Here is a 23,550-nt window from a genome sequence, read left to right on the forward strand (position 1 = left end):
GTGAGTCTAAAATGCGTTTTGACTCAAGTACGTATGTCAAGGAGGTGCAATCATGGCAAAGTGTGCAATTTGTGAGAAGGGTGCTCATTTCGGAAACAACGTAAGTCATTCACATAGAAGAAGCAATAAAATGTGGAAATCTAACGTAAAATCTGTCAAAGTTAAAGTTGACGGTGTACCGCAGAAAATGTACGTATGTACTTCCTGCTTAAGATCCGGAAAAGTAGAGCGTGCATAAGTTGAATGGTTAAAAGGCCTTTCCAGTCCGGGAAGGCTTTTTTGCTGTTCAAAATAGAACTAAGATTTTTAAAAAGTTCTAGGAAGAGCAAACAGGACATAAGTTTTCGCTTATGCCCTGTTGTGCTCTATTTTTTATATTTTAAAAGGGAGAAAAAAATAGCGTGGTCTCTTAAGCTGAACCTGCCAACGATCCATATGCTTAGCAAAAGAAAAAGAGCATCCTACCGAAACTTTCGTTCTGGTAAGACGCCCTCGTCTTGATCTATGATATTAGTATAGTTGGCTGATTCATTTAAGATGGACTTATTATAGCGCAGCTTTCTTCATTTTGCAAGTATTTCTCTGTACAAATCAGCCAGTTCATTTCCGATCTTTTTGTGCATCTTTCACTATTCCCCTGTATTGCAGAACAGATGATATCCCACGCACAGCAGCAGAGCGGCCGCAAGAACCGTAAGAAATGAGCTGCGGATCATCAGGCTGATGAGAAGCCCGACCCCCATCCAGAACAGCAGAAAACCTAAAATTCTGCACAAACGAGCTTACTCCTTATCCGCCTCTTGGTTTATTATATGCTCTACTTTCTCTGCGGTATACCCGTCCTCTTCCTTTTTGCCGGTAAAGCGGCTGATCAGATCCGGAGCCATGTCAATGATTTTGGTGACAGCATCCTGGTTTTTGATGTTGACCAGACGTGTTCCGTTTTTGCTGATGACAAGAACGGCGCTCGGAGAAATTTTTCCGCCCATACCGCCTCCTGCATTGTTCTTTGCATTTTCTGCGAATGCACCCGCTCCCACGCCGAAGGAAACGTCTACCAGCGGCAGAAGAATCGTATCATCAATGTGGATCGCCTCACCTACGACCGTCTTTGTTGTGATAAAGCTGTCCATTCCGCGGAACAGTGCTTCTACAGTATTCTGAAATGTGTTGTCCTTTTCTGCCATCTTTTAGGCCTCCTTGTGTTTGAAATGTCGTATGGTTTTCCGAAGATTCTGATCCCGGAATAATCGAAGTGCAATGCCGGCTGCTGTCACAGCCTGAAAACTTCCTTTCATCCGGACATCGCCCCGGAGAATTTCCTGTTCGAAATCCGGCTGGACGGAAAGGTCTTTCGGCAGTTTTCCATAAATCATACCCAGAATGCCGAGTGTCTCTCCGGTCAGTGCCGGATCGTCAAATCCGAACCGGACTGTGCCGGTTACTTTTTTCGGTGCTGCTTTCTTCAGGAAATAAAGCACTTCTTTCTTTGCATGGAGCAGTGCCTCACGGAACATCTTCGAACGGAAGAATTTTTTCACACTCTCCCACTTTCTTTTTAACCGTCTGCCTGCCTGGATTTTCTGCTCCAGTTTTTCAAGCAGACGGAACGGAAGTTCCAACAGCCGGAAAGCTGTCTGCAGCAGACGGCTGACAAGATTCAGCAGTTTTTCCGGAAGATATTCGATCCTTCCGAAAAACCGTTCCAGAATGCTTTTTTTCGGCGCATCCGGTTCCTGCTCTTGCTCTGGCTGCTCCTTCTGTGCTGTCACCTTCTGCTGCTTTTCTTTCTGGTCCGGTGCTTTCTGCTCTGCTGTTTTTTCTGCTTCCAGCGCATTTTCTGTCTCATTTTCCTCCGTCCGGGACACGGACGCTTCTCCCCGGCGGATCTTTTTCAGCCGCCGTTTCCATGTTTCCAGTGATGCCCCGAAAAGCAAAATCTGCGCCTCCGGCTTCTGTTCCTCATACGAGGCCGTCAGCGCGACAGCTCCGAAAAGCCACGATACTCTTCCGCTCGCTTTTACGCAGGCAAATCCCTCTTCTTCTTTCAGAACCTGCGCCCGGTAGCAAAAAGGAAGAAACAGGACGGTGCAGACGATAAGAAGCACGAGAAACAGTAAAACAAGGAGTAAAATCCCCAGTGCCTTCAAAATCATGAATAGTATATGTATCATTCACATCCCTCAATCCGGTTCAGCAGCCATTCCCGGATTTTTACTTCTCCGGTTTCCCGATAAGTTTCCAATGCGATCGCCTCCACAAGCTCAAAAGCTTCCTCGCGCGACACGGCAAGTCCGACAATCATCGGACAGTTTCTCCGCACGGCCGGCTGCAAAAGCAGATCCGCCGGAATTACATCCAGATTGTTCTGCTGATTGGAAGGCAGTGTGAGGAGCCAGACTCCCGGAACTGCTTTTTTGTTCTCAATCCGGCGCATCCATTTTTTCTGTTTCTTTTTTGCAGTATCCCCGACGTACAGATTTTTATACCAGTTTACCATATTTTCCCTGAGCCTGTGGCTGAACCTTCCATAAATTTGCTCTCTTCAGTTCCAGATACTCCTGATAGGCCTTTTCCAGAATCTGCCGTTCATTGGAAAACTTCAGCAGATGATATGCTTCGTGATACTTGTAATAGCCCGAATCCACAAAGTATTCTTCTCTCTGTGGACGGCTGTAGTAGCCGGATGAGGCCATCAGATACCAGTGCACCTCTTTTTCCACGGTGTCCTCCGGAATGCTGAAACTGTACTGGCTTTTTCCCACGTACTTGATGATGGTTCCGTGCACGCCGGATTCCTCATACACCTCGCGGACAGCAGTCTGTTCATGGGTTTCTCCCGGCTCAACGGTTCCTTTCGGCAGAACCCAGCCTTCATATTTGTTGCGGTAGCTTTTGTAAAGCGTCAATATTTTTCCACGGTAGATTACGATACCTCCGCAGCTAACTGCTTCGATCATACGTTTTAAGCTCCTTCTGGCTTTTTTCCATTCTCTGACAGCTCTTTTCTTCCCGCTTGCCGCCAGATCTTCTGTTAAAAAGTATACCTCTTTTCCCGCCCCCGCGCAACCTTAAAACCGCATCCTTTTTCTAACATTTTTCTAAAAATTCAGAAAACGCGCCCGAACCCATCCTTTCCGGTTCGAACGCGTTTTTTCATCGTTTACTGCTGTGCATAATATGCTTCGATTACCTGTCTTGCAATCGGTACAGCGACTTCACTCGAATATCCGCCGTTTTCTGCCACAACAGCAATGACAATATCAGGATCATCCGCATTGGAGAATCCGACAAACCAGGAATGCGGTGTCTCTCCGTCGCTTCCGTGTTCTGCGGTTCCTGTTTTACCGGCGATATTGTACGGCAGATCCGAAAGTGAAACTGCAGTTCCGCTCTGGACAACGCCTTTCATCAGCTCTGTCAGCGTATTGGCTTCGCTCTCGGACATTACCGTGCCAAGAGACTCTTTGTAAAAGGTTTTGACTGCCTGTCCGTCCGCAGACACAATGTTGTCCACATAACGCGGTTTGATCATTTCTCCGTCATTTGCAACCGCGGAGGCGATCAGCGCCATCTCCATCGGTGTTACCAGCGTATCGCCCTGGCCAATGGAGGTCTGCATCACAAGAGCATCCGCCGTTGTCGAATCAAGGTCGAAAGAACTTTTGCTGGTCGGAAGCTCCAGATCCAGACGGCTGTTCAGATACAGGGAATCCGCCAGCGAGCGGAAGGCATCTTTATCCAGCCCAAGGCCAATCTGTGCAAAGGCAGAGTTGCACGAATGTGCAAACGCACCTGCAAAATCTTCCGGTCCATGCACTTCACCGCCGGAGCAGTGAATCGTATAGTTTCCTGCTGTCAGCTCACCGTCACAGTCGAACGAAAAACCGTCCAGTGTGCCGTTCTGACGGAGATACGCAAGCGAAGTAACAATCTTGAACGTAGATCCCGGCGGATATCTTCCCTGCAGACCGCGGTTCAGAAACACGCCGCTCTCATCGTCTGCGTTCAGTGCCTCCCAGTCCTCATCAATCGTATTGGGATTAAAAACCGGATTGCTCACATTGGCAAGTACACGGCCCGTTTTTGCCTCCATCACGACAACTGCACCGCGGTATCCGTCCAGTGCATCGGCCGCGGCCTGCTGGAGTGTTGTATTCAGCGTTGTATAGAGACTGTCTCCCGGGTTCTTCGCATCGCTGAATTCATTCTTTACCTGCTTTAACTTACTTGTATGGGACTCCATCAGCATATAGTTGTAGGAAGATTCGAGGCCGCTGTTTCCTTTTCCCGTGTAGCCAACCACCTGCGCAAACAGGCTGCCGAACGGATACGTTCTTACCTCATCCCCGTTTTCATCTGTCGTCGTCTTTGCCAGTTCCTGGCCGTCCGCAGAATAGATTGTTCCGCGGATCACGCGCTCTGCATAGTTATTCTGTCTCGTATTGTAAGAACTATTCAGAAATTCTTCTTTCCGCACGACATTAAAGTAAACGAGATACGCGATCAGCCCAAGAAACATGGCCACGAACAGGAACGAAACGATCAGATACGGCCCTGCGCCGTTGTTTGCCGCCTTACCAGTGGAGGCTGTTCTCGGTCTGCTCTTCGATCCGCCGTTCGAATTCATCCGGCTGCTCGCGGTACTTCTGGCGGGTTCCCTGTCCGTCGTTCCGGCCGCCGCTCTTCTTTCGTCTTTCGGTCTCTTCGTCCGGGCGTCGTTTTTTCTTGGCGCCTGGGTCGTTTTTCTGCTGGTTTCGTTTCTTCTTGTTTCGTCTTTTCTCAAGCTCCTCACCTTCGTCTTCCCTTAAGATGTACAATCCCTGAATGATCGACAGCATCAGCACCGTGGAGAACATGGAGCTTCCTCCATAGCTGACCAGCGGCAGCGTGATACCTGTCATAGGAATAAATTTAATGGTTCCTCCGATGGTGAGGAACACCTGTGTCGCATATTCCGTTCCAAGACCCATGGCAATCAGTTTGTAGAACCGTTTGCTCATCTTCATGGAAATATTGATAATCAGAAGGAATGTGGACATGCACAGCAGAATCAGGCAGATTCCGAAGATAATGCCCATCTCCTCACAGATCGCACAGAAAATAAAGTCTTTCGTTGCAACCGGGATAATGTCAGGCCGTCCCTCGAAAAGGCCGGTTCCGAACCATCCGCCGGAGCACATGCCGAAGAGGCCCTGTGCTAACTGGCTGCTGATATCCCAGTTTCCGATCGGATCCTGCCAGAGTGCCACACGGTTCCGTACATGGGAAAACAGGAAATACGCCACAACGCAGGCGGCACTCATTCCCGCAAGTCCCAAAAGCGGATATCTGGCTTTTCTCGTTGCCACATAGATTACAACCACGTACGCCATAAAGAAGACGAACGCAGTTCCAAGGTCGGTGGATGCAACAAGGATCAGCACATGAACTGCCGCAATGACCGTTGCTTTCACAACGTTTCCAAAGGAATTATCCTCGCGCAGCATGCCTGCCATAAAGAACACGAGTGTGATCTTGGCAATCTCAGAGAGCTGGAACGTAATGCCGTGAATTTCGATCGACAGCTTCGCACCGCCGGAAGTAAAGCCAAGCACCATAACGACGGAAAGCATGGCAATTCCGAGCACAGCGTAAATCCAGGTCAGATTTTTCAGGAACTTGCCCTTTCGGACAATGACCGGAATGATGAAGCAGAGCAGTGTGGATGCCGCCAGAATTTTGTACTGGGACATCGCCTTTGACACGCTCAGTCTCGTCAGAATAATCATGCTGATCGAGAGCAGCATACACATGTTGTTTACCAGGATCATCGATGCCTTCCGGTAAATCAGGCGGTACAGGATCTGTACGCCCAGGATATACGCCATCGTGAGCAGAAACATCTGAATCGTTGATACTTCGCCCTCCTGGAGGAACATCACGAAGAAACAGATGAAATTCATCAGAATGATCATGATGATCTGCCGCATCAGAATGTAATGGCGCTCATCCTCATCCCGCTCTTTGAGTGCAGCAAACGACTGCACGGTAAAACAGATCATGAGGAAGGTAATCACATATTTTGATAACTGAACAATGGTATTTTCCATAAATTCCCCTTATTTTTTCTCACCGTTTACTCTACTTTCCGGCGGAAATGGCCTTTGGTATATTCCTGTTCGGCCGGAACTGCGATTCCTTTACAATACGTTCCAGCAAACGCAGCGGCGATTTCTTTTGTCTCCTCCAGTGTCTCGATGGTAAAATTCAGCCGCACCGCAGCCGGATGCATGGACCGGATCTCATCGGCTTCTTTTACCAGGCCGAGCGGAAGGCTGTTGTAGATCACACTGTAGCACGAGGTGCAGTAACTCTTCACTGGGAAGTATTTTCCCATCCGGTCTTTTAAGCGTACCAGAGAATAACTGTGATTGCAGCCGTTCAGGTTCTTCTGGACACACTGGGCGGAAATCATCATCGGAAGGTAGCCGTAGACCACCATTTCGCTGTTCGTATTGTCACGTTTTCCGATTTCCCGCTCGTTCAGCTCATACGGAACGGTATCACGCTGCACGCCCTGCTCCTGCCAGAATGCCTGCGCACGGCTGTTGTACGTGTAAACGCTGTAATCGAGCCGGATATCCTTTTCCATTCCCATCTCTTTCAAAAACGAAAAGCTTTCGAGATTGCGGATCAGGAAACCGCCAAGACCGATTTCCTTCAGACAGCGGAACGTGTCGCGGTATTCCTTCAGATCGCCTTCACGCACAACGTGCGGCAGCATCAGATAAACCTGTTTTCCCAGTTCTTTCGCCTGCAGGATGCCTTTTTCCGCCTGCTCTTCGAAGATTTCCCGTTTGAAGCATCCCATGCCGGCGTAGATCGTCGTGATCTCCGGAATCTCGAGCAGCGCATTCCACTGGGCTCTCGTCTCAGCAGATGCGGTCAGCTCCATTTTCTTTTCTGCCCTGCTCTCCTGGTCTGGTTTTCCAGATGCTTTTGCTTCCTGTTCCGGCTTTTCCGCTGCTTTTCTGCGGTATGGCTCTGTCATCTCCTTCACCAGCTGGTCCGAAACGCCTCTCCGCAACTCGTTTAACGTCTGCATCGGCACGAAACAGTTGTCATCCATACAGACATCGAGTTCTTTGAAATAGAATGGTGTCTCGCCTGTCTTTTCCAGCTGTGTTTTTGCGCGTTCCTCGGTCAGCGGCTGCTTCTTTGCCGGTTCTACCATGCCCGCCTCTGCTGTTACACTGTATTTTCCGCTTTCTGCACTTAAGAACGCCGGCTGGCCCGGATACAGGGTCAGAAAGCCGGAAATCGGCTCTTTTGCCTCAGTCTCGATATAATCTCTCTGGATCTCATAAAAGAGCTGCTCATTTCTGCGCTGTTTCTTTTTATTTTCCTGCTCTTTTTCGTTCTTCAGCGCCATCATATCGCGTCCGTTTCTTACGGTATAATAGCTTTTGTTGAAACCGTCACGGTTATACAGCTCATACAGCTTTTTCATGTCCTCCGGCAGAACGTGGAAACGGGACGGCTTTTTTTCGTACAGATCGAGGTATTTGCGGTAAATGCTGACAACGCCCGCTGTATACTCCGGCTTTTTCATTCTGCCTTCGATTTTGAGGGACATAATCCCGGATTTTACAATCTCCGGCAGCAGTTCTACCGTACACATATCCTTCGGGCTTAACGGATAGCGGTCGCCCGGCTCCCCCATGCGGTGGTTGTCTTTATCGTACGCTTCGTACGGCAGACGGCACGGCTGCGCGCATCTTCCGCGGTTTCCGCTTCTTCCGCCGATCAGGCTGGAAAAAAGGCACTGTCCCGAATAGCAGTAGCAGAGCGCCCCGTGGACGAAGCATTCAATTTCAAGGTTGGTCGTCCGGTGGATTTTCTGGATCTCCGCAAACGAAAGCTCACGGGCCGGTACCACACGCGTCGCGCCAAGGCTCTCCAGGAAACGCGCTCCCGCAGATCCTGTCACTGTCATCTGTGTGCTCGCATGAATGTCGAGATCCGGGAACCAGGAGCGGACCGCCTTTAAAACGCCCATATCCTGGACAATCACGGCATCCAGTCCCTGCTCATAGTACGGACGCAGATACGGATACAGTTTCTCTTCCAGTTCCTCCTCTTTTAAGAGGGTGTTGACCGTCAGATACAGTTTCCGGTTCCGCAGATGGACGTAATCGATGGCTGAGAGAATCTCCTGCTCATCCAGATTTTTTGCATACGCTCTTGCGCCGAATGCGGCTCCGCCGAGATAGACGGCATCCGCACCGGCGGAAACCGCTGCTTTTAACGCTTCCATCGAACCGGCTGGTGCTAATAATTCTGTCTTCATCTTTATCTCCTAAAAACGGGCGATTACCTGTTCCGCAATCCCCCGTTTTTCCTTCTTTTACGCTTTTAATAAATCTTCCAGATCCTTATTTGCCTTATCAAGCTGCCGCTGCAGTTCTTCCCTCTCGCCGCGCACATGTTCCAGCTCGATTCGTTTCTCTTCCAGTTCTTTTTTCAGATCGCCGGCCTGGATTTCCGCTGCGATCAGATCGTGCTTCATATCGTAGGTTTCCCGGTCTTTGGCTTCCATATCCTCTTCGAGGGTATCTACCTGGCTTTTTGCTTTGAAATAGTCGTCTGCAATGTTCAGTGCAAGCAGTGTGTGCTTCGTATCCACCGACAGGCGGTTGTATCCGGCTGACTGGGAAAGTTCGCTGATCTTCTGATTCAGATAAGCAGCTACTTTCTGCAGATATTCCGGGCTCTCATAGCCTCCCAGTGTGATAATTTTTCCATCTATTAAAACCTGTGTTGTATTTTTTACAGCCATTCTTTTGCTTTTCCTCCACTGAATTTAACCGGACCAAACTCCCGGCTAATATAACCTATCATATACCGAAAATGGAAGAAAAACAACCTTTTTCTGCAAAAAGCGACAGAAAATGAAAGATTCAGGGCTTTTACTCTTCGATCTTACGCGGTGCCTCCAGCCCCAGGTGGTGCCAGGCAAATTCCGTTGCCACTCTTCCGCGCGGAGTGCGGTTGATAAATCCGGATTTGATCAGGAACGGCTCGTAGACATCCTCGATGGTGCCGGCATCTTCTCCAATCGATGCAGCCAGGGTATCGAGTCCCACCGGACCGCCCTGGAACTTTTCCATAATGGTGGTAAGAAGCAGCCGGTCAGTCTGATCCAGTCCGTAACGGTCTACTTCCAGCAGATCAAGAGCAAATGATGCGACCTCTTTTGTGATTCTTCCATCGTATTTCACCTGGGCAAAGTCGCGGACACGCTTTAAAATCCGGTTTGCCAGACGCGGTGTTCCCCTGGAACGGCGCGCCATCTCAAGCGCTCCCTGCGGGTCCACCTCCACATTCAGTACTTTTGAGGAGTGCAGAATAATGTTGGCCAATTCTTCCTCCGTGTAAAATTCCAGATGGTGGATGACACCGAACCGGTCGCGGAGCGGGGCAGTCAAAAGACCTGCACGCGTTGTTGCGCCGACCAGCGTAAACTTCGGCAGATCCAGGCGGATCGAGCGCGCCGAAGAGCCTTTTCCGATCATGATATCAATCGCAAAATCCTCCATCGCTGGGTAAAGAACCTCCTCGACCTGGCGGTTCAGGCGGTGGATCTCATCAACAAACAGGACGTCGCCCTCCTGCAGATTGTTGAGGATCGCTGCCATCTCACCCGGTTTTTCGATCGCCGGGCCGCTCGTTACCTTCATATGGGTTCCCATCTCATTTGCAATGATGCCCGCCAGCGTTGTTTTTCCAAGTCCCGGAGGGCCGTAAAACAGCACATGATCGAGAACATCACTTCGCTGTTTTGCTGCTTCAATATATACTTTCAGGTTCTTTTTCGTCTTTTCCTGTCCGATGTAGTCGTCCAGGCGCTGGGGACGGAGCGAACCTTCGATTTTCACGTCCTCCTCGAGAACGTCAGTTGTGATAATTCTTCTTTCCATCGTTATAAGGTTTCCTTCTTCCACAATTTAGGACCATCTGCTAAAACATATGCTTCAATGCCGCTTTCAGCACAGCCTCGCTGTCCATGCCTTCGGTGATTTCGACTTTCTTTACTGCCTGCAGTGCTTCCGTTCCGGAGTAGCCAAGCGCAGTCAGCGCCTGTACCGCATCCTGGAAGGCATCCGGTTCGCCTGCCTGCCGTACCGCCGCAGCCGCCTGATTTCCTGCCAGCTTCTGCTCGAACGCTTCCTGCAGGTCGAATTTGTCTTTTAATTCCAGAATCAGCTTCTGCGCGGTCTTCTTTCCGATGCCCGGTGTTTTGGCAATCGCCTGGACATCTTCCGAGAGGACGGCAAAGCGCAGATTGTCTGCAGTAAGCGTGGACAGCACCGCAAGCGCCGCTTTTGGTCCGATGCCGCTTACGCCGATCAGCATACGGTATATTTCAAGATCTTCACGGGACAGAAAGCCGAATAGGGAAATTCCGTCTTCCCGCACACTCATATGGGTATATATCTTTAACTCTTCTCCCTCCCGGATGCCTGCGTCGAACATACTCGCTGGAATATTCAGCTCATAGCCGATTCCATGGCTTTCGAGAATCATTTTTCCTTCCGAAAGAGAATCTACAGTTCCTTTGATAAATGCAATCATGTTTTTCCTCCAAAGCGCCGTTTTCTTTTTTCGAAAGCGAACGCACATTCTATTATAGCAGAACTTTTCTCATCACGCAACGATTAGTCGCTGTCTTTCTTGCATGTCAGATTTTTTCGTCTTATAATATCTTTAGATTCAAAAAAGTTTTTCAAAGGAGACAAAAAACCTTATGCAGATCATAGATTCTACCCCCGCCGCTCTCTCTGCCGATCTTCAGATGTATCTGAGAAACGGCGATGTCTTTTTCGATATTGAGACGACCGGCCTTTCCTGGCGTACCTCGCATCTCTATCTGATTGGTGCGCTGTTCTTTGACCCGGCCGCGGATACTTTCACACTGCGCCAGTGGTTTCTTGATCGACCGACCGAAGAAAAAGAGATGCTTGTCTCTTTTTTCACGTTTCTTTCCGACGTGAAGCAGCTGGTGCATTTTAATGGAACGACATTTGATCTTCCTTACCTCACACACAAAGCACTGTTTTATCAGATGGAAGATCCGCTTTCGTCAATCGCATCCCTGGATCTTTATCAGGCACTCCGCCCGTTTCAGTCAATCCTGGGACTTTCTTCAATGAAACAGAAAAATGTGGAACAGTATCTCTCATTCCCACGGAAGGATCAACTTAACGGAAAACAGTTGATTTCTGTTTACCACGACTATCTTCAGACACTGGATGAAAAGAAACTGGAACTGCTTTTCCTTCACAATTATGAGGATGTCCTCGGCATGGGTTCTGTTCTGGAACTGCTCGCGCTTCCTGCTCTGTTTCACGGCGATTTTTCTGTCCAGTCGTGTCGTTTTACCGGACAGACACTGGAAGTTTCACTGCAGCCCGAGCGGGAAGTTCCGGTTTTCCTCTCCCGTGTCTGCGCGGATGGTTCTCTTACAGCCTTTGGTTCACGGGTTTCTCTCTCCCTGCAGACGCATACGGCGGAGCTGAAATATTTCTTCCCGGACTATAAGAATTACTATTATCTTCCGCTGGAGGATCAGGCTGTTCACAAGAGCGTTGGCGCGTTTGTCGATCCGGAACACCGTCAGAAAGCAAAGGCTGCCAACTGCTATCAGCGGCGGACCGGTACATTTCTTCCGCAGCAGAAAGAGTTTTTCACCCCGGCCTTCCGCGAGGATTTCAAAAGCCGCCCTTACTATTTTGAGTGGTCCGATGCCTTTCTTTCGCAGGAAGATCTCCTGAAAGAGTATCTCTGTTCCGAGCTTCAGCTCTTTTTCAAAGACGATAGCAAAACCAGAAAATAAAACAGCCGTACACATTTTTGCATGCACGGCCGTTTTTCCGGGACTGTCCTTTCCAAGCAGTCCTTTATTTTTTCTCTTCTTTCTCTTCTACCTTTTTTTCTTCCTTTTTCAGAGAAGCATGATGCGTTCCCTGCAGATGCGGATAGGCGCGCAGATAACGTTTCGTTGTCAGGCGCATCAGCCAGTTGGTCGGAAGCTGCGGTTTTGTCATCTGGTCAAAGCGCTCCAGCAGCTCTTTAAGATCCGGCATCTTATCACTGCGCACATCAAATCCAAGTGCCGCAAACCGTTCTTTCTGCTCTGCTCCGAACTCGGTCAGGCGTTCCTTCTGCTCTGCTCCGAACTCCATCAGGCGGTTCTTCGACTCGAAAAGCGGATTTCTTCTTCCCTCGGCTTCTTTCCGCTCCTTCTCCAGCTTCTGCATCTGCTCCATTGCCTCAGACAGTGTCTGGCGCTTCTCGGCCAGATATTCTTTCATCTTATCTCTGGAATACTCTGCACGATACTGCTGTACTTTCGCATTCATCTCCTCGGCAAGCTGGTTAAAGCGGGATTTCTGCAGATATTTCAGAAATTCTCCCCACGTTTTCTCCAGACTGCGCATCTTCTGTCCCAGCTGGAATGCTGCGGCTGCGGAAAATCCAAAATCTACCAGATAGCAGACGGTAACAACGGAAACAATGATCTCTCCTGTAGTATCCGAAACAAGATTCACTACTTTCACGGCAATCGGCTGCAGAATATAGAACAGCCCCAGTGTAAAGAATCCCCAGGCAATCGAACTGCTGAGGCAGATCTTTCCCTGAAAATTAAACTTCTGATTGCTGTAGTCCCACCAGTGCGCATGAAAAATGGTCTCCATCAGCACGCCGGTTACATATTCCAGAACCGTCGCTACAATGACACCTCCGAAATACAGTGCCCAGACGTTCGCTTCAAACGGGCGCAGGATCAAGTATACCATAACAGCGCCGGTGCCGTACAGTGTCAGCAGCGGACCATTGACAAAACCGCGGTTGACCAGTTTTTTCTGCCGGATCGATACATAGGAACTCTCCCAGATCCATCCGCAGAAGCTGTACAGCCAGAACCATGCTAGAACGTGGTACAGATCCACACCCAGAATCTTCGTCTCCCACATAAACTTTCATCCCCTTTTTCTTTTCTGGTGCCAAAAACAGGATGATAAGAAAATACCGCAGGCAACAGGTTTCCTGTCTGTTCAGGAAACCCGGTTGTCTACGGCATTCTAATCATCCAACTGCAGCACCTGCAAGTTAAATTATTCTTACTCTTCTACTGGCTCTTCGTTTTCCAGAGCTTTCATGCTCAGAGAGATTTTTTTGTCTTCCTCGTTGAAATCAACTACTTTTGCAGTGATTTCCTGTCCGATTTTCAGTGCATCAGACGGTTTCTCAACATGCTCTCTGGAAATCTGGGAAACATGAAGCAGAGCATCTACGCCCGGCTCAAGCTCAACGAATGCACCAAAGTCAGTCATACGGGCAACACAGCCTTCTACTACGTTGCCTACAGCGTATTTGTCAGCAGCGTTCAGCCACGGATTCTCTTCCGGGAATTTTAAGGAAAGAGCAATCTTGTCGCCGTTGATGTCTTTGATCAGAACTTTTACAGTCTCACCAACTTTGAATACTTTTTTCGGGTTCTCTACGCGGCCCCAGGACATCTCAGAGATGTGAAGCAGTCCGTCAGCTCCGCCCAGATCGATGAATGCGCCGAAATCGGTAACATTCTTAACAGTTCCCTCTACAACATCGCCAACTGCGATGCGTGCGAACAGTTCTTCCTGCAGTTTCTTCTTCTCAGCAACGATGAGCTGTTTGCGGTCACCGATGATGCGTCTTCTTCTCGGGTTGAACTCGGTAATAACGAATTCAATTTCCTGATCTGCATATTTAGACAGATCTTTTTCATATACATCAGATACAAGGCTGGCCGGAATGAATACTCTGGTCTCCTCAACAACTACGGATAATCCTCCGTTCAGTACCTGTGTTACTTTTGCTTTCAGAACTTCATGATTCTCGAATGCTTCCTCGAGTCTCTTGTTGCCTTTTTCAGCAGCAAGTCTCTTGTAAGTAAGAAGGACCTGTCCCTCTCCATCATTTACTTTCAGAACTTTGACTTCCATTTTGTCACCTGGCTGTGCAACGGTGTGAAGATCGATGGAAGAATCGTTGGAATATTCGTTTTTGGTAAGAATACCATCGGCTTTGTATCCGATATTCAGGATAATCTGATCGTCTTTGACATCGATTACAGTACCCTCAACGACTTCTCCGTTTCTGATTGTTTTAAATGATTCATCCAGCATTTGTTCAAAACTCATTTCTGACATTTTTTGAACCTCCTCAATTATTTTATTCGGGGTGGATGCCCCAGCTGTAATACCTACGCGACCAAATGATTGAAAAGGCTTAGATTCCAAATCAACGAGTGTCTCTATAAAGTAAGTATTTTTACATTCTTCTTTACATATCTCATACAGCTTTTGCGTGTTTGAACTATGTCTGCCTCCCACGACAAACATGGCATCAACCTTCCTGGCAATTGCTCTCGCTTCCGTCTGTCTTTCCTCGGTAGCGTTGCAGATAGTCTTTAAAACAGTACTATCATAACTCTTTTTCAAAAAAATTTCAACTAAATCTTTAAATTTGTTGTAATTAAATGTCGTCTGTGCCACAATAGATATTGGTTTTCCGTTTTCCGGCACAAACTGCTCTGCTTCTTCGGAGGTATGGATCACGGTAACCGGGCCGCTCGCCCATCCCATGATGCCCTGCACCTCCGGATGATCCGCGCTTCCGATGATAACAACATGGCGGCCTTTTCTTCCCTCTTCATCCACAATCCGGTGGATCTTCTTGACGAACGGACATGTCGCATCTACAATTTTCATGCCGCGCGCTTCGATCTTTTCGCAGACATCACGCGATACGCCATGGGAACGGATCACAACGGTTCCGCCAGAAAGCCCCTCTAGTTCATCTTCCGAAAGGATCACCTGCACACCGCGGTTTTCGAGATCCTCCACAACCTGTTCGTTGTGAATAATCGGCCCGAAGGTGTAGACCGGCTTTTCACCGCTCTCAATTTCACGGTATACCGTATCGACCGCCCGTTTGACGCCGAAGCAGAAGCCTGCACTTTTTGCAACAGTTACTTCCATCTGTTTTTCTTCTCCTCTTTTCTCTGCCGCGTTTACATGCGCTCGCGGGCAAGGCTTAAGATCTTTTCCACAACCTCATCGATCGTCATTTCAGAGCTGTCAACGAGTACGGCGTCTTCTGCCTGTACCAGCGGGGAATGCTCTCTGTGCATGTCCTGATAATCACGCTCATTGATATCTTCCTCGATTTTCGCAAGATCGGCTGTCTGTCCCTTTTCGGTCAGCTCTTTCCAGCGGCGCAGTGCGCGGACATGGGCACTTGCTGTCAGATAGACTTTCAACGGTGCGTTCGGCAGAACGGCAGTTCCGATATCGCGGCCGTCCATCACAAGATCCGTATTCTCCGCCATCTCCTGCTGCAGCTCCACGAGTTTTTTTCGTACTTCCAGATAGGCGCTTGTCGCGGATGCCATCTTTCCAGCCTCCTCGGTGCGCAGTCTTCCGGTGACATTGACGCCGTTTAAATAAACCTGCTGCTCTCCGTTTTCGTAGGAAATGGAAATTTTCACATCTTTGCAGGCTGCCTCAATTTTTTCCTGCTCTTCCGGTGCAATGCCAAGATCCGAAAAATAGATGCCCATGGCACGGTACATTGCTCCTGTATCAACGTAGACAAACGAAAGCTCCTTTGCCACACGTTTTGCGATTGTACTTTTGCCAGCGCCTGCCGGTCCGTCAATTGCAAGATTAAATCTCATCTTCTCTCTTCCTCCTGAAAATTCTAAAATCTGTGATCCATATTTTATTCCTGTTCTTCCTTTGCCCGGATCTCTTCGGCTGCAGCGTGGGCACTTGCCCAGGCAATCTGCAGATTGAAGCCGCCGGTCAGTGCATCGAGATCGAGCACTTCTCCTACGAAGTACAGACCTTCTTTTTTCTTTGCCTCCATCGTGCCCGGACGGATCTCTTTCACGGAAACACCACCCTGTGTGATAATTGCTTCACGGAAGCCCCGTGTTCCGGTTACTGTAAACGGGAAATGCGTGATCAGCTCTTCAAAGTGCTGACGCTCCGCTTTCGATACGGCATTGACCTGTTTGTACGGGTCGATCCCGCCAAGAGAGAGCATCACCGGAAGCAGTTTCGCCGGGAACAGACTGTTGATCACGTTGCGGAACTGTTTGTTTCGGTTTTCTTCAAATTCACGCAGGATCCGCGCATCCAGCTGTTCTTCCGTGAGTGCCGGCTTCAGGTTCAGATATCCTTTCAGCGGCTGCTGTTCCAGTGCTTTTCCGATGTAGGAGCTCGCAGAAAGCCCCAGCGGGCCGGAAATTCCAAAATGTGTAAACAGCATCTCGCCGAATCCATCGAACAGCGTCTTTTTGCCGTTTTTAATCGTCATCGTCACATTTTTCAGGGAGAGTCCCTGCAGCTCACGGATGTACGCTTCCTCTGTTTCCAGCGGCACCAGCGCCGGGCGGAGCGGAGTGACGGCAAGTCCTGCCTCTTCTGCGAAACGGTAGCCGTCTCCATCCGACCCCGTCGTCTGGTACGACATACCGCCGGTTGCGACAACGACATCATCGTAAAAAAGCTCTTTCCCGTTTTCCAGGCGGATTCCTTTCACGCGGTCTCCTTCGAAAAGAAGCTCTTTTACTTTTGTATTCTTATGCACCTGCACATTTTTCCGTTTCAGTTCCGTCTCCAGCGCGCGGATAATATCCGAGGAGTGATCTGACTCCGGGAATACACGGTTTCCGCGCTCCACTTTTAAGCGGACACCTGCCGCTTCGAAAAACTCCTGCACCTGGGCGCTGTCAAAGCTGTAGGCGGAGCTGTACAGAAATTTCGGGTTTGTCACCACATTCGTGAAGAACTCTTCTGTCGGGCAGTCGTTTGTCACATTGCAGCGGCCCTTTCCTGTGATAAACAGCTTCTTTCCCAGCTTTTCATTTTTTTCATAGAGATGAATCTCTGTCTTTTCGCCGGCGGCAAGCACGGCGGTCATCATTCCGGCGGCGCCTCCGCCGATTACTGCTGCTTTTCTCATGCTTTCTCCTTTACCGGCAGAGCTGCCTTTTTTCCGCCCATGGGACGTGCATCGTCCAGCCCGTTGATTTCATCGTTGCTGTAAACCTGGTACTCATCCCACAGTTTTTCCATGCTCTCAAGTGTCTTTTTCACATCCGCCTGGCGTTTCATGCAGAGCGCCACGACAAGCGCATTGATTACACTCAAAGGGGCCACCAGAGAATCGACGATCGATGCCATATCGCTCTTGGCAATCAGCGTACAGGCTGCATAAACATTCATCGGTGAATGCACACTGTCTGTGATCGTAATTACCTTCGCTTTGCGGCTGTTCGCAAATTCCAGTGCCTTCATCGTACGCATCGAATACCGCGGGAAGCTGATGCCGATCACCACATCATCCTCCGTGATGCGGATCATCTGCTCGAAAATCTCGCTGGAACTGTTTGTCTGTACCTGGCGCACATCCGGGAAAATCATATGGAGATAGAACGCCAGAAAGCTCGCAAGCGGCGCGCAGCTCCGAATGCCGACAATGTAGATTGTCCGCGCAGAAAGAATCGTATCCGCAGCGCGCTCAAAGGCGCTCCGGTCCACTTCTTCCAGCGTCATCTTGATTTTTTCAATATCCGACTGCAGGACGGTCTCCAGAATTTCTCCCTGCGGCACGCGGCCATACGTAAACTGCATCCGCTGCACTGAATTCAGACGATTCATCACCATCTCCTCCAGTGCGCGCTGGAACTCCGGATATCCCGCGTAGCCAAGCTGCATCGCAAAGCGAACCGTTGTCGATTCGCTGACGCCGACCTGCTGTCCCAGGCGCGCTGCCGTCATCGATACGGCCTGGTCATAATGTGCCGTAATAAAATCTGCCAGCCTCTTCTGTCCTTTGCTCAACTTTCCGTAATTTTGATTCAGACGAATGAGGAGATTCTCGTTCGCTGCCTTCTGCTCTTCTGAAGAAGACTGTTCTTTTTCTTTTTTCATGTTATTTTCTTCCTGATTTGTTTTTCCGATCTGCAAATGCCGTTCGGCATCCACATTTCTTCTTTTGGGGGCATCCTGATTCTTTTTCGGACACACCTCAATCTTTTGAATTATAACACGAATAAATTACTGGCGCAATGGCTGAAAAGCTGAAAAGGAAAGCCGGTGTTCTGCATTCCCTTTTTACGGGGAACACAGAACACCGGCTGATTTTTTTTACTCAGATTTTATTTAGACCGGATATGCGCCGTCTTTTTTGTCAGCGGCTGCCGGATCTACTTTTGTCTGCTGTGCTTCACGATATTTGAAGAAGTCTACAGCTACCTGCGGGAACAGAGCATAGGTTAATACATCCTCATCCTGCTGTTTCCACTGCTCGATCTCTTTCTCCAGTTTTGGAAGCTCCGGCTCAAGCAGGTCTGCGTAGCGGCAGGTGATCGGCTCGGTATCGCCGATGCATTTCTTCTGTACTTCCGGATTGAACGGTTTTACAGTTGCACCGTATTTTCCGGCAAGAACGTCTTTTGTCTCTTTCGTTACCATCTTGTAACGCTCGCCCATCAGGACATTGAATACAGCCTGGGTACCAACGATCTGGGAAGACGGAGTAACCAGCGGGCACTCGCCGAGGTCTTTTCTTACGCGCGGTACTTCTTCGAGTACATCGTAGTATTTGTCCTCTGCGTGCTGCTCTTTTAACTGGCTTGTCAGGTTGGAGAGCATACCGCCCGGTACCTGATACAGAAGAGTCTTGATATTTACGCCAAGGTTCTTCGGATTTAAGAGGCCTGTATCGAGCGCTTCGTCTCTCATCGGACGGAAGTAATCTGCGATCTCAGCCAGTTTGTTCTGATCCAGACCAGTATCGTATGGAGTGCCTTTGAAGGTTTCAACCATAACCTCAGTTGCCGGCTGTGAAGTACCCATAGCGAATGGAGACATTGCGGTATCGATGATATCAACACCAGCCTCTACTGCTTTCAGGTACGTCATGGATGCAACACCGGAAGTATAGTGGGTGTGCAGCTGAATCGGAAGATCGGTTGCTTCTTTCAGCGCGGTTACCAGCTCAGTTGCCTTGTACGGAACGAGCAGGCCTGCCATATCTTTAATACAGATGGAATCTGCACCCATCTCTTCGATTCTCTTTGCCATGGTGGTCCAGTAATCCAGGGTGTAAGCATCTCCTAAAGTATAGGAAAGTGCTACCTGTGCGTGGCCTTTTTCTTTGTTTGCTGCGCTGACAGCGGTCTGCAGGTTGCGCAGATCGTTCATACAGTCAAAAATACGGATGATGTCGATTCCGTTTGCAATGGATTTCTGTACGAAATACTCTACTACGTCGTCTGCGTACGGACGATATCCCAGGATATTCTGTCCACGGAACAGCATCTGCAGTTTTGTATTTTTGAATCCGTCACGGAGTTTTCTCAGTCTCATCCATGGATCTTCATGCAGAAAACGTAAGGAAGCATCGAAAGTTGCACCTCCCCAGCACTCTACTGCGTGATATCCGACTTTATCCATTTTATCGATGATCGGAAGCATCTGTTCTGTTGTCATTCTCGTCGCGATCAGGGACTGATGTGCATCACGCAGAACAGTTTCCATAATCTTGACAGGTTTCTTTTCTACTGCCATTTCTATCCTCCTAAATGAAGTGTTTTTCACTTTTGTTTGTCTTAAGAAGTTATACACCAAAGATCGCCATGAAGGTACCGGCCGCTACTGCTGTACCGATAACACCGGCTACGTTCGGTCCCATCGCATGCATCAGCAGGAAGTTCGTCGGATCTGCCTCAGCGCCAACCTTCTGGGATACACGGGCTGCCATCGGAACCGCAGATACACCTGCAGAACCGATCAACGGGTTGATTCTTCCATGTGTTGCCTTGCACAGTATTTTTCCTAACAGGACACCGCCTGCGGTGCCGAATACGAATGCGATCAGACCCAGGGCAACGATCTTTAAGGTGCTGACATTTAAGAATGCCTCAGCACTTGTGGATGCACCAACGGAAGTACCAAGAAGGATAACTACGATGTACATCATGGCATTGGAAGCTGTCTCCTGGAGCTGTTTTACAACGCCGCACTCACGGAACAGGTTACCAAGCATCAGCATACCTACCAGCGGAGCGGTAGATGGAAGGATCATGCAGACAACGATGGTGATAACAATCGGGAACAGGATCTTCTCGAGTTTGGATACGGAACGAAGCTGCTCCATTTTGATTTTACGCTCTTTCTCTGTAGTCAGAAGCTTCATGACCGGCGGCTGGATGATCGGCACCAGTGACATATAGGAATATGCTGCTACGGCAATCGGTCCCATCAGGTGCTGCTGTCCGAGCTTATTCAGAAGGAAGATAGAAGTCGGGCCGTCGGCACCGCCGATGATGGAGATAGCTGCTGCCTCTCTTCCGTTGAATCCCATGAAAATAGCGAAGAAGTATGCCAGATAGATACCAAGCTGTGCTGCAGCTCCCATGATGAAGCTGATCGGGTTTGCAATCAGCGGACCGAAGTCTGTCATCGCACCTACACCCATGAAGATCAGGGATGGGAGGATACTCCACTCGTCCAGAGTAAAGAAATAGTAGAACAGACCGCCCGCATGCTCAAGACCCTGTACGTCGGTATAAGGCTCAGCCATGATGTCCGGGTAAATGTTTACAAGCAGCATACCGAATGCGATCGGTACAAGAAGCAACGGCTCAAATTCATGCTTAATCGCAAGATACAAAAAGAAGCAAGCCACTGCGATCATAACGTAATTGCCCCAGTCCAGATTAAAAAACGCCGTCTGGTGAAGCAGGTTGTTTAAAGTTTCAGTAATCATTTTTTCACCTCCGGTTTTTTCTTACAACGGGCATTAGTTCATGGTTGCAAGAACGTCACCGGATTCTACTGCATCGCCTACTGCTACATTGATGGTTGCTACTGTGCCATCCTGCGGTGCTACAACCGGGATTTCCATCTTCATGGCTTCCAGTACAAGAACCGTATCGCCTGCTTTTACAGCTGCGCCTACGTTTGCTTCGATTTTGCAGATTTTACCAGGTACAGAAGCAGTAACCTCTACGCTGCCTGCTGCGCCTGCCGGAGCTGCTGCTTTCGGTGCTTCCGGAGCTGCTTTTGGTGCCGGAGCTGCTTTTGCTGCGCTGACAACTGGAGCTGCGCCTGCTGTGGTTCCTTCTTCTACAGTTACGTTATATACATTTCCGTTTACGGTAATGGTGTAGTTTTTCATTGAAAATTTCCTCCTTAAGCTCTTTTGCCTTTTCTGCGGATCGGACGTGCAACATAAGCATCTCCGGATGCAGAAGCCATATCGTCTTCATACATGGCGATTGCAGCTGTAATAACAGCCTGCAGCTCCATATCGTCTGCTTCCGGTGCTGTCTCTTCAACAACCGGTGCTGCGACAGCCTTCGGTACTTCCTGTAAAGGTGCTGCCGGTGCTTTTTTCTTCTTCTTGTCTCCCAAAATGTAATCAAACGAAGAAATAACGAAAATCAGGAAAATCAGCATAACAAATACGGTACCGATTCCGATGATGGTGTTCATGCCGGCCTGGCCGATCAGAACGCCCTTTGACTCCTCAACGGTGATGGTGAGGTCGGTCGGAACTGGTGTTCCGGTGCTGATGTTCCAGAATACGCGGACAATACCAGGATTTTTTTCAAATTCACCCGGAATTGTGCAGGTTACAAAATCTCCGTCTACTTCGAGAGTACCGTCTTCCAGGCTTTTTACCTCTCCGAGGTCAGCCTTTGCCTCTTCCCATGCCTCAGCTGCTCTTGCATAGAACTGCTGGTCGGAAGCTTCCATATTGACAAGATCGTCATCGCTGTAGGTCATCAGGCTCTGTCCTACCCACTGAACACTGGAGGAGAGCAGAGAATCTACCGTAGATGTCTCAACCGGTGAATAAGCCGGTGTAGATGCCGCATCCGCAAAAACAGGAGCTACGGTCACAACCATGGTGCAGGCTGCGGTAAGGACGAGACTTACTAATTTTTTCCAGTTCTTTCTCATCGTATGCCACCTTCCTTAGACTGTTCCGTGTTTTCTGTCCGGTCTGTCTTCTCTCTTGGTATACAGCATCTCGAATGCGCCGATAACATATTTTCTGGTGTCTTCCGGCTCGATGATGGTGTCCACATAGCCTCTTCTGGCTGCGGAAGTTACATTGTTCTGAAGGGTTGCATATTCAGCTGCTTTCTCGTTGATGGTAGCAGCGTCAGATCCTTCGTACATGATCTTTGCTGCAGATTTTGCATCCATCATTCCGATTTCTGCGTTCGGCCATGCAAATACCATGTCTGCTCCGATGGATTTGCTGTTCATGACAACGTATGCGCTTCCGTATGCTTTGCCGACAACAACGTTTACTTTCGGAACGGTTGCGTTTGCGAAAGCTGCGGTCAGGGCTGCTGCGTTCTTAGCCATGGTTCTCTCAGAGCATTTGGTTGCCTTGAATCCGGTTACGTTTGTGATGGTAAGTACCGGGATGCAGAAAGCATCGCAGAAGTTTACGAAATCTGCTGCTTTTTTGGCTCCTCTTGCGCTTAAGGTTCCATCCATTTTCTCTTTTACAGTTCCGTCCTCGCCGTAGATTTCAGAGCGGTTTGCAACTGCTCCTACGGTTGCTCCGTTTAACTGGATGAATGCGGTTACAACATCTTTTCCGTAAGCGGCTTTGGTCTCAAAATAGATGCCGTTGTCGCTGAGCTGGGAAAGAAGGATTCCGGTATCGCCTGCGCAGTTTGCAAGGTCTGCACATGCACGGTTCAGATCATCCTCGCACTCGGTGTATGCTTCGTCCTCATTGTTTGCCGGAAGCATAGATACCAGGTTTCTGATCTGTCCGAGGATTTCTTCCTCGGTTCCAGCAAAGTCAACAAGACCTGCTTCTTCGCCCTGGAAATCTGCGGATGCGGTATCACATTTGGATACGTGGTTTCCGTCCAGTGCGTTCGGGGAGTTTACGAAAAGTTTTCCGTTTTTAGACTCCATGAACGTGAAGTCTGTCATAGCCGGGATGAGTGCCATACCGCCGCCGCAGGTACCAAATACTGCTGTGATCTGTGGAATCACGCCGGATGCCATTGCCTGCGCCATATAGATTTCGCCGAAACCGTTCAGAGCATCAGTTGCCTCCTGCAGACGCATACCGGCACAGTCTACCAGTCCGATGACCGGAGCACCTGTTTTCTGTGCAAACTCATACAGTCTCGCGATTTTTTTTGCATGCATTTCGCCGATGGTACCGCCCATCACAGACGCATCCTGGCTGTATACGTATACCAGGCTGCCGTTGATCACACCGTAACCAGTAATTACACCATCGGATGGTGTCTCCATGCCGGCCATGTTGAAATCTGTGCTTCTGGCAGTAACCTGTCCGCCGATTTCCACAAAGCTGTTTTCATCCAGCAAAGAGGCGATTCTTGTGCTCGCTAAACTTTGTGCTGTGTTACTCATTCTTCAAACCTCCATCTTTCTATTTTCATTA

General features: G+C 49.1%; 23 protein-coding genes. 2 read left to right on the plus strand and 21 right to left on the minus strand.

The features are described 5' to 3' along the window. Nucleotides 1-52 precede the first annotated feature (52 nt). Nucleotides 53-238, plus strand: coding sequence for a 50S ribosomal protein L28 (gene rpmB, locus I2G42_RS00925; RefSeq protein ID WP_022461896.1), 186 nt, complete (start codon nt 53-55; stop codon nt 236-238). A gap of 391 nt (nt 239-629) precedes the next feature. Here the strand turns inward: rpmB and I2G42_RS00930 are convergent, their stop codons facing one another. The 11 genes from I2G42_RS00930 to ruvA form a co-directional block, all read right to left on the minus strand. Beyond that, nucleotides 630-776 (minus strand): hypothetical protein, encoded by a 147-nt coding sequence (locus I2G42_RS00930; RefSeq protein ID WP_167622772.1) that lies wholly within the window; start codon nt 774-776, stop codon nt 630-632. 6 nt (nt 777-782) lie between these two features. Continuing rightward, nucleotides 783-1,187, minus strand: coding sequence for a GerW family sporulation protein (locus I2G42_RS00935; protein WP_022461897.1), 405 nt, complete (start codon nt 1,185-1,187; stop codon nt 783-785). 3 nt (nt 1,188-1,190) lie between these two features. Further along, a complete protein-coding gene (locus I2G42_RS00940; RefSeq protein WP_082424863.1) occupies nt 1,191-2,174 on the minus strand; it encodes a DUF2953 domain-containing protein in 984 nt (327 codons plus the stop codon). Continuing rightward, a complete protein-coding gene (locus tag I2G42_RS00945; protein WP_022461899.1) occupies nt 2,171-2,500 on the minus strand; it encodes a hypothetical protein in 330 nt (109 codons plus the stop codon). Before I2G42_RS00945 ends, I2G42_RS00940 begins: the two co-directional genes overlap by 4 nt. Continuing rightward, on the minus strand, nt 2,484-2,960 hold the full coding sequence (locus I2G42_RS00950; protein WP_022461900.1) for an NUDIX hydrolase: 477 nt from the start codon (nt 2,958-2,960) through the stop codon (nt 2,484-2,486). The genes I2G42_RS00945 and I2G42_RS00950 overlap by 17 nt, the downstream gene beginning before the upstream one ends. Nucleotides 2,961-3,163: 203 nt before the next feature. Then, nucleotides 3,164-4,630 (minus strand): peptidoglycan D,D-transpeptidase FtsI family protein, encoded by a 1,467-nt coding sequence (locus I2G42_RS00955; RefSeq protein WP_070100776.1) that lies wholly within the window; start codon nt 4,628-4,630, stop codon nt 3,164-3,166. Then, complete coding sequence (locus tag I2G42_RS00960; RefSeq protein ID WP_070100777.1) at nt 4,578-6,092, minus strand: FtsW/RodA/SpoVE family cell cycle protein; 1,515 nt, start codon at nt 6,090-6,092, stop codon at nt 4,578-4,580. Before I2G42_RS00960 ends, I2G42_RS00955 begins: the two co-directional genes overlap by 53 nt. A 26-nt stretch (nt 6,093-6,118) precedes the next feature. Continuing rightward, entirely contained in the window at nt 6,119-8,332 is a 2,214-nt protein-coding gene (locus tag I2G42_RS00965) for a U32 family peptidase (RefSeq protein WP_195530630.1), read from the minus strand. 57 nt (nt 8,333-8,389) lie between these two features. Beyond that, nucleotides 8,390-8,821: a cell division protein ZapA gene (locus I2G42_RS00970; RefSeq protein ID WP_022461904.1), complete on the minus strand. Its 432-nt coding sequence runs from the start codon at nt 8,819-8,821 to the stop codon at nt 8,390-8,392. Nucleotides 8,822-8,951: 130 nt separating this feature from the next. Next, nucleotides 8,952-9,962: a Holliday junction branch migration DNA helicase RuvB gene (ruvB, locus tag I2G42_RS00975; protein WP_117760325.1), complete on the minus strand. Its 1,011-nt coding sequence runs from the start codon at nt 9,960-9,962 to the stop codon at nt 8,952-8,954. Nucleotides 9,963-10,002: 40 nt separating this feature from the next. Continuing rightward, the gene (gene ruvA / locus I2G42_RS00980) at nt 10,003-10,617 is read right to left on the minus strand and encodes a Holliday junction branch migration protein RuvA (protein WP_022461906.1); all 615 of its coding nucleotides are present in this window, start codon (nt 10,615-10,617) and stop codon (nt 10,003-10,005) included. 172 nt (nt 10,618-10,789) lie between these two features. Here ruvA and I2G42_RS00985 point away from each other — a divergent pair, with 172 nt between their 5' ends. Beyond that, the gene (locus I2G42_RS00985) at nt 10,790-11,878 is read left to right on the plus strand and encodes a ribonuclease H-like domain-containing protein (protein WP_173815674.1); all 1,089 of its coding nucleotides are present in this window, start codon (nt 10,790-10,792) and stop codon (nt 11,876-11,878) included. Between the two features lie 64 nt (nt 11,879-11,942). On the opposite strand, the gene I2G42_RS00990 is transcribed toward I2G42_RS00985, so the two are convergent. The 10 genes from I2G42_RS00990 to I2G42_RS01035 all read right to left on the minus strand — a co-directional run bounded on the left by I2G42_RS00990 (nt 11,943) and on the right by I2G42_RS01035 (nt 23,519). After that, on the minus strand, nt 11,943-13,019 hold the full coding sequence (locus tag I2G42_RS00990; RefSeq protein WP_055226378.1) for a putative ABC transporter permease: 1,077 nt from the start codon (nt 13,017-13,019) through the stop codon (nt 11,943-11,945). 147 nt (nt 13,020-13,166) lie between these two features. Next, nucleotides 13,167-15,068 carry a bifunctional 4-hydroxy-3-methylbut-2-enyl diphosphate reductase/30S ribosomal protein S1 gene (locus I2G42_RS00995; RefSeq protein ID WP_055226380.1) on the minus strand — a complete coding sequence of 634 codons (1,902 nt, stop codon included), beginning with the start codon at nt 15,066-15,068 and terminating at the stop codon, nt 13,167-13,169. 32 nt (nt 15,069-15,100) lie between these two features. Further along, nucleotides 15,101-15,766 (minus strand): (d)CMP kinase, encoded by a 666-nt coding sequence (gene cmk / locus I2G42_RS01000; RefSeq protein WP_022462337.1) that lies wholly within the window; start codon nt 15,764-15,766, stop codon nt 15,101-15,103. 44 nt (nt 15,767-15,810) lie between these two features. Then, complete coding sequence (locus I2G42_RS01005) at nt 15,811-17,058, minus strand: BaiN/RdsA family NAD(P)/FAD-dependent oxidoreductase (RefSeq protein ID WP_022462336.1); 1,248 nt, start codon at nt 17,056-17,058, stop codon at nt 15,811-15,813. After that, nucleotides 17,055-18,029 (minus strand): MurR/RpiR family transcriptional regulator, encoded by a 975-nt coding sequence (locus I2G42_RS01010; protein WP_022462335.1) that lies wholly within the window; start codon nt 18,027-18,029, stop codon nt 17,055-17,057. Before I2G42_RS01010 ends, I2G42_RS01005 begins: the two co-directional genes overlap by 4 nt. A 231-nt stretch (nt 18,030-18,260) precedes the next feature. After that, nucleotides 18,261-19,670, minus strand: a complete 1,410-nt coding sequence (locus tag I2G42_RS01015) for an oxaloacetate decarboxylase subunit alpha (protein WP_022462334.1) — start codon at nt 19,668-19,670, stop codon at nt 18,261-18,263. Nucleotides 19,671-19,719: 49 nt separating this feature from the next. After that, nucleotides 19,720-20,871 carry a sodium ion-translocating decarboxylase subunit beta gene (locus I2G42_RS01020; RefSeq protein WP_055226382.1) on the minus strand — a complete coding sequence of 384 codons (1,152 nt, stop codon included), beginning with the start codon at nt 20,869-20,871 and terminating at the stop codon, nt 19,720-19,722. A 33-nt stretch (nt 20,872-20,904) separates the two neighbouring features. Then, nucleotides 20,905-21,282: a biotin/lipoyl-containing protein gene (locus I2G42_RS01025; RefSeq protein WP_055226384.1), complete on the minus strand. Its 378-nt coding sequence runs from the start codon at nt 21,280-21,282 to the stop codon at nt 20,905-20,907. 14 nt (nt 21,283-21,296) lie between these two features. Next, nucleotides 21,297-22,070, minus strand: coding sequence for an OadG family protein (locus tag I2G42_RS01030; RefSeq protein WP_195530631.1), 774 nt, complete (start codon nt 22,068-22,070; stop codon nt 21,297-21,299). A 15-nt stretch (nt 22,071-22,085) separates the two neighbouring features. After that, complete coding sequence (locus I2G42_RS01035) at nt 22,086-23,519, minus strand: acyl-CoA carboxylase subunit beta (RefSeq protein ID WP_022462330.1); 1,434 nt, start codon at nt 23,517-23,519, stop codon at nt 22,086-22,088. Nucleotides 23,520-23,550: the final 31 nt, after the last annotated feature.

This window comes from Fusicatenibacter saccharivorans (genome assembly GCF_015557635.1).
GTDB lineage: Bacteria > Bacillota > Clostridia > Lachnospirales > Lachnospiraceae > Fusicatenibacter > Fusicatenibacter saccharivorans.

Bases quoted from the DNA above. Each gene is read 5' to 3' on its own strand.
- rpmB (WP_022461896.1), top strand. From the start codon at position 53: ATGGCAAAGTGTGCAATTTGTGAGAAGGGTGCTCATTTCGGAAACAAC.
- I2G42_RS00935 (WP_022461897.1), bottom strand. From the start codon at position 1,187: ATGGCAGAAAAGGACAACACATTTCAGAATACTGTAGAAGCACTGTTC.
- I2G42_RS00940 (WP_082424863.1), bottom strand. From the start codon at position 2,174: ATGATACATATACTATTCATGATTTTGAAGGCACTGGGGATTTTACTC.
- I2G42_RS00945 (WP_022461899.1), bottom strand. From the start codon at position 2,500: ATGGTAAACTGGTATAAAAATCTGTACGTCGGGGATACTGCAAAAAAG.
- I2G42_RS00950 (WP_022461900.1), bottom strand. From the start codon at position 2,960: ATGATCGAAGCAGTTAGCTGCGGAGGTATCGTAATCTACCGTGGAAAA.
- I2G42_RS00955 (WP_070100776.1), bottom strand. From the start codon at position 4,630: ATGAATTCGAACGGCGGATCGAAGAGCAGACCGAGAACAGCCTCCACT.
- I2G42_RS00960 (WP_070100777.1), bottom strand. From the start codon at position 6,092: ATGGAAAATACCATTGTTCAGTTATCAAAATATGTGATTACCTTCCTC.
- I2G42_RS00965 (WP_195530630.1), bottom strand. From the start codon at position 8,332: ATGAAGACAGAATTATTAGCACCAGCCGGTTCGATGGAAGCGTTAAAA.
- I2G42_RS00970 (WP_022461904.1), bottom strand. From the start codon at position 8,821: ATGGCTGTAAAAAATACAACACAGGTTTTAATAGATGGAAAAATTATC.
- ruvB (WP_117760325.1), bottom strand. From the start codon at position 9,962: ATGGAAAGAAGAATTATCACAACTGACGTTCTCGAGGAGGACGTGAAA.
- ruvA (WP_022461906.1), bottom strand. From the start codon at position 10,617: ATGATTGCATTTATCAAAGGAACTGTAGATTCTCTTTCGGAAGGAAAA.
- I2G42_RS00985 (WP_173815674.1), top strand. From the start codon at position 10,790: ATGCAGATCATAGATTCTACCCCCGCCGCTCTCTCTGCCGATCTTCAG.
- I2G42_RS00990 (WP_055226378.1), bottom strand. From the start codon at position 13,019: ATGTGGGAGACGAAGATTCTGGGTGTGGATCTGTACCACGTTCTAGCA.
- I2G42_RS00995 (WP_055226380.1), bottom strand. From the start codon at position 15,068: ATGGAAGTAACTGTTGCAAAAAGTGCAGGCTTCTGCTTCGGCGTCAAA.
- cmk (WP_022462337.1), bottom strand. From the start codon at position 15,766: ATGAGATTTAATCTTGCAATTGACGGACCGGCAGGCGCTGGCAAAAGT.
- I2G42_RS01005 (WP_022462336.1), bottom strand. From the start codon at position 17,058: ATGAGAAAAGCAGCAGTAATCGGCGGAGGCGCCGCCGGAATGATGACC.
- I2G42_RS01010 (WP_022462335.1), bottom strand. From the start codon at position 18,029: ATGAAAAAAGAAAAAGAACAGTCTTCTTCAGAAGAGCAGAAGGCAGCG.
- I2G42_RS01015 (WP_022462334.1), bottom strand. From the start codon at position 19,670: ATGGCAGTAGAAAAGAAACCTGTCAAGATTATGGAAACTGTTCTGCGT.
- I2G42_RS01020 (WP_055226382.1), bottom strand. From the start codon at position 20,871: ATGATTACTGAAACTTTAAACAACCTGCTTCACCAGACGGCGTTTTTT.
- I2G42_RS01025 (WP_055226384.1), bottom strand. From the start codon at position 21,282: ATGAAAAACTACACCATTACCGTAAACGGAAATGTATATAACGTAACT.
- I2G42_RS01030 (WP_195530631.1), bottom strand. From the start codon at position 22,070: ATGAGAAAGAACTGGAAAAAATTAGTAAGTCTCGTCCTTACCGCAGCC.
- I2G42_RS01035 (WP_022462330.1), bottom strand. From the start codon at position 23,519: ATGAGTAACACAGCACAAAGTTTAGCGAGCACAAGAATCGCCTCTTTG.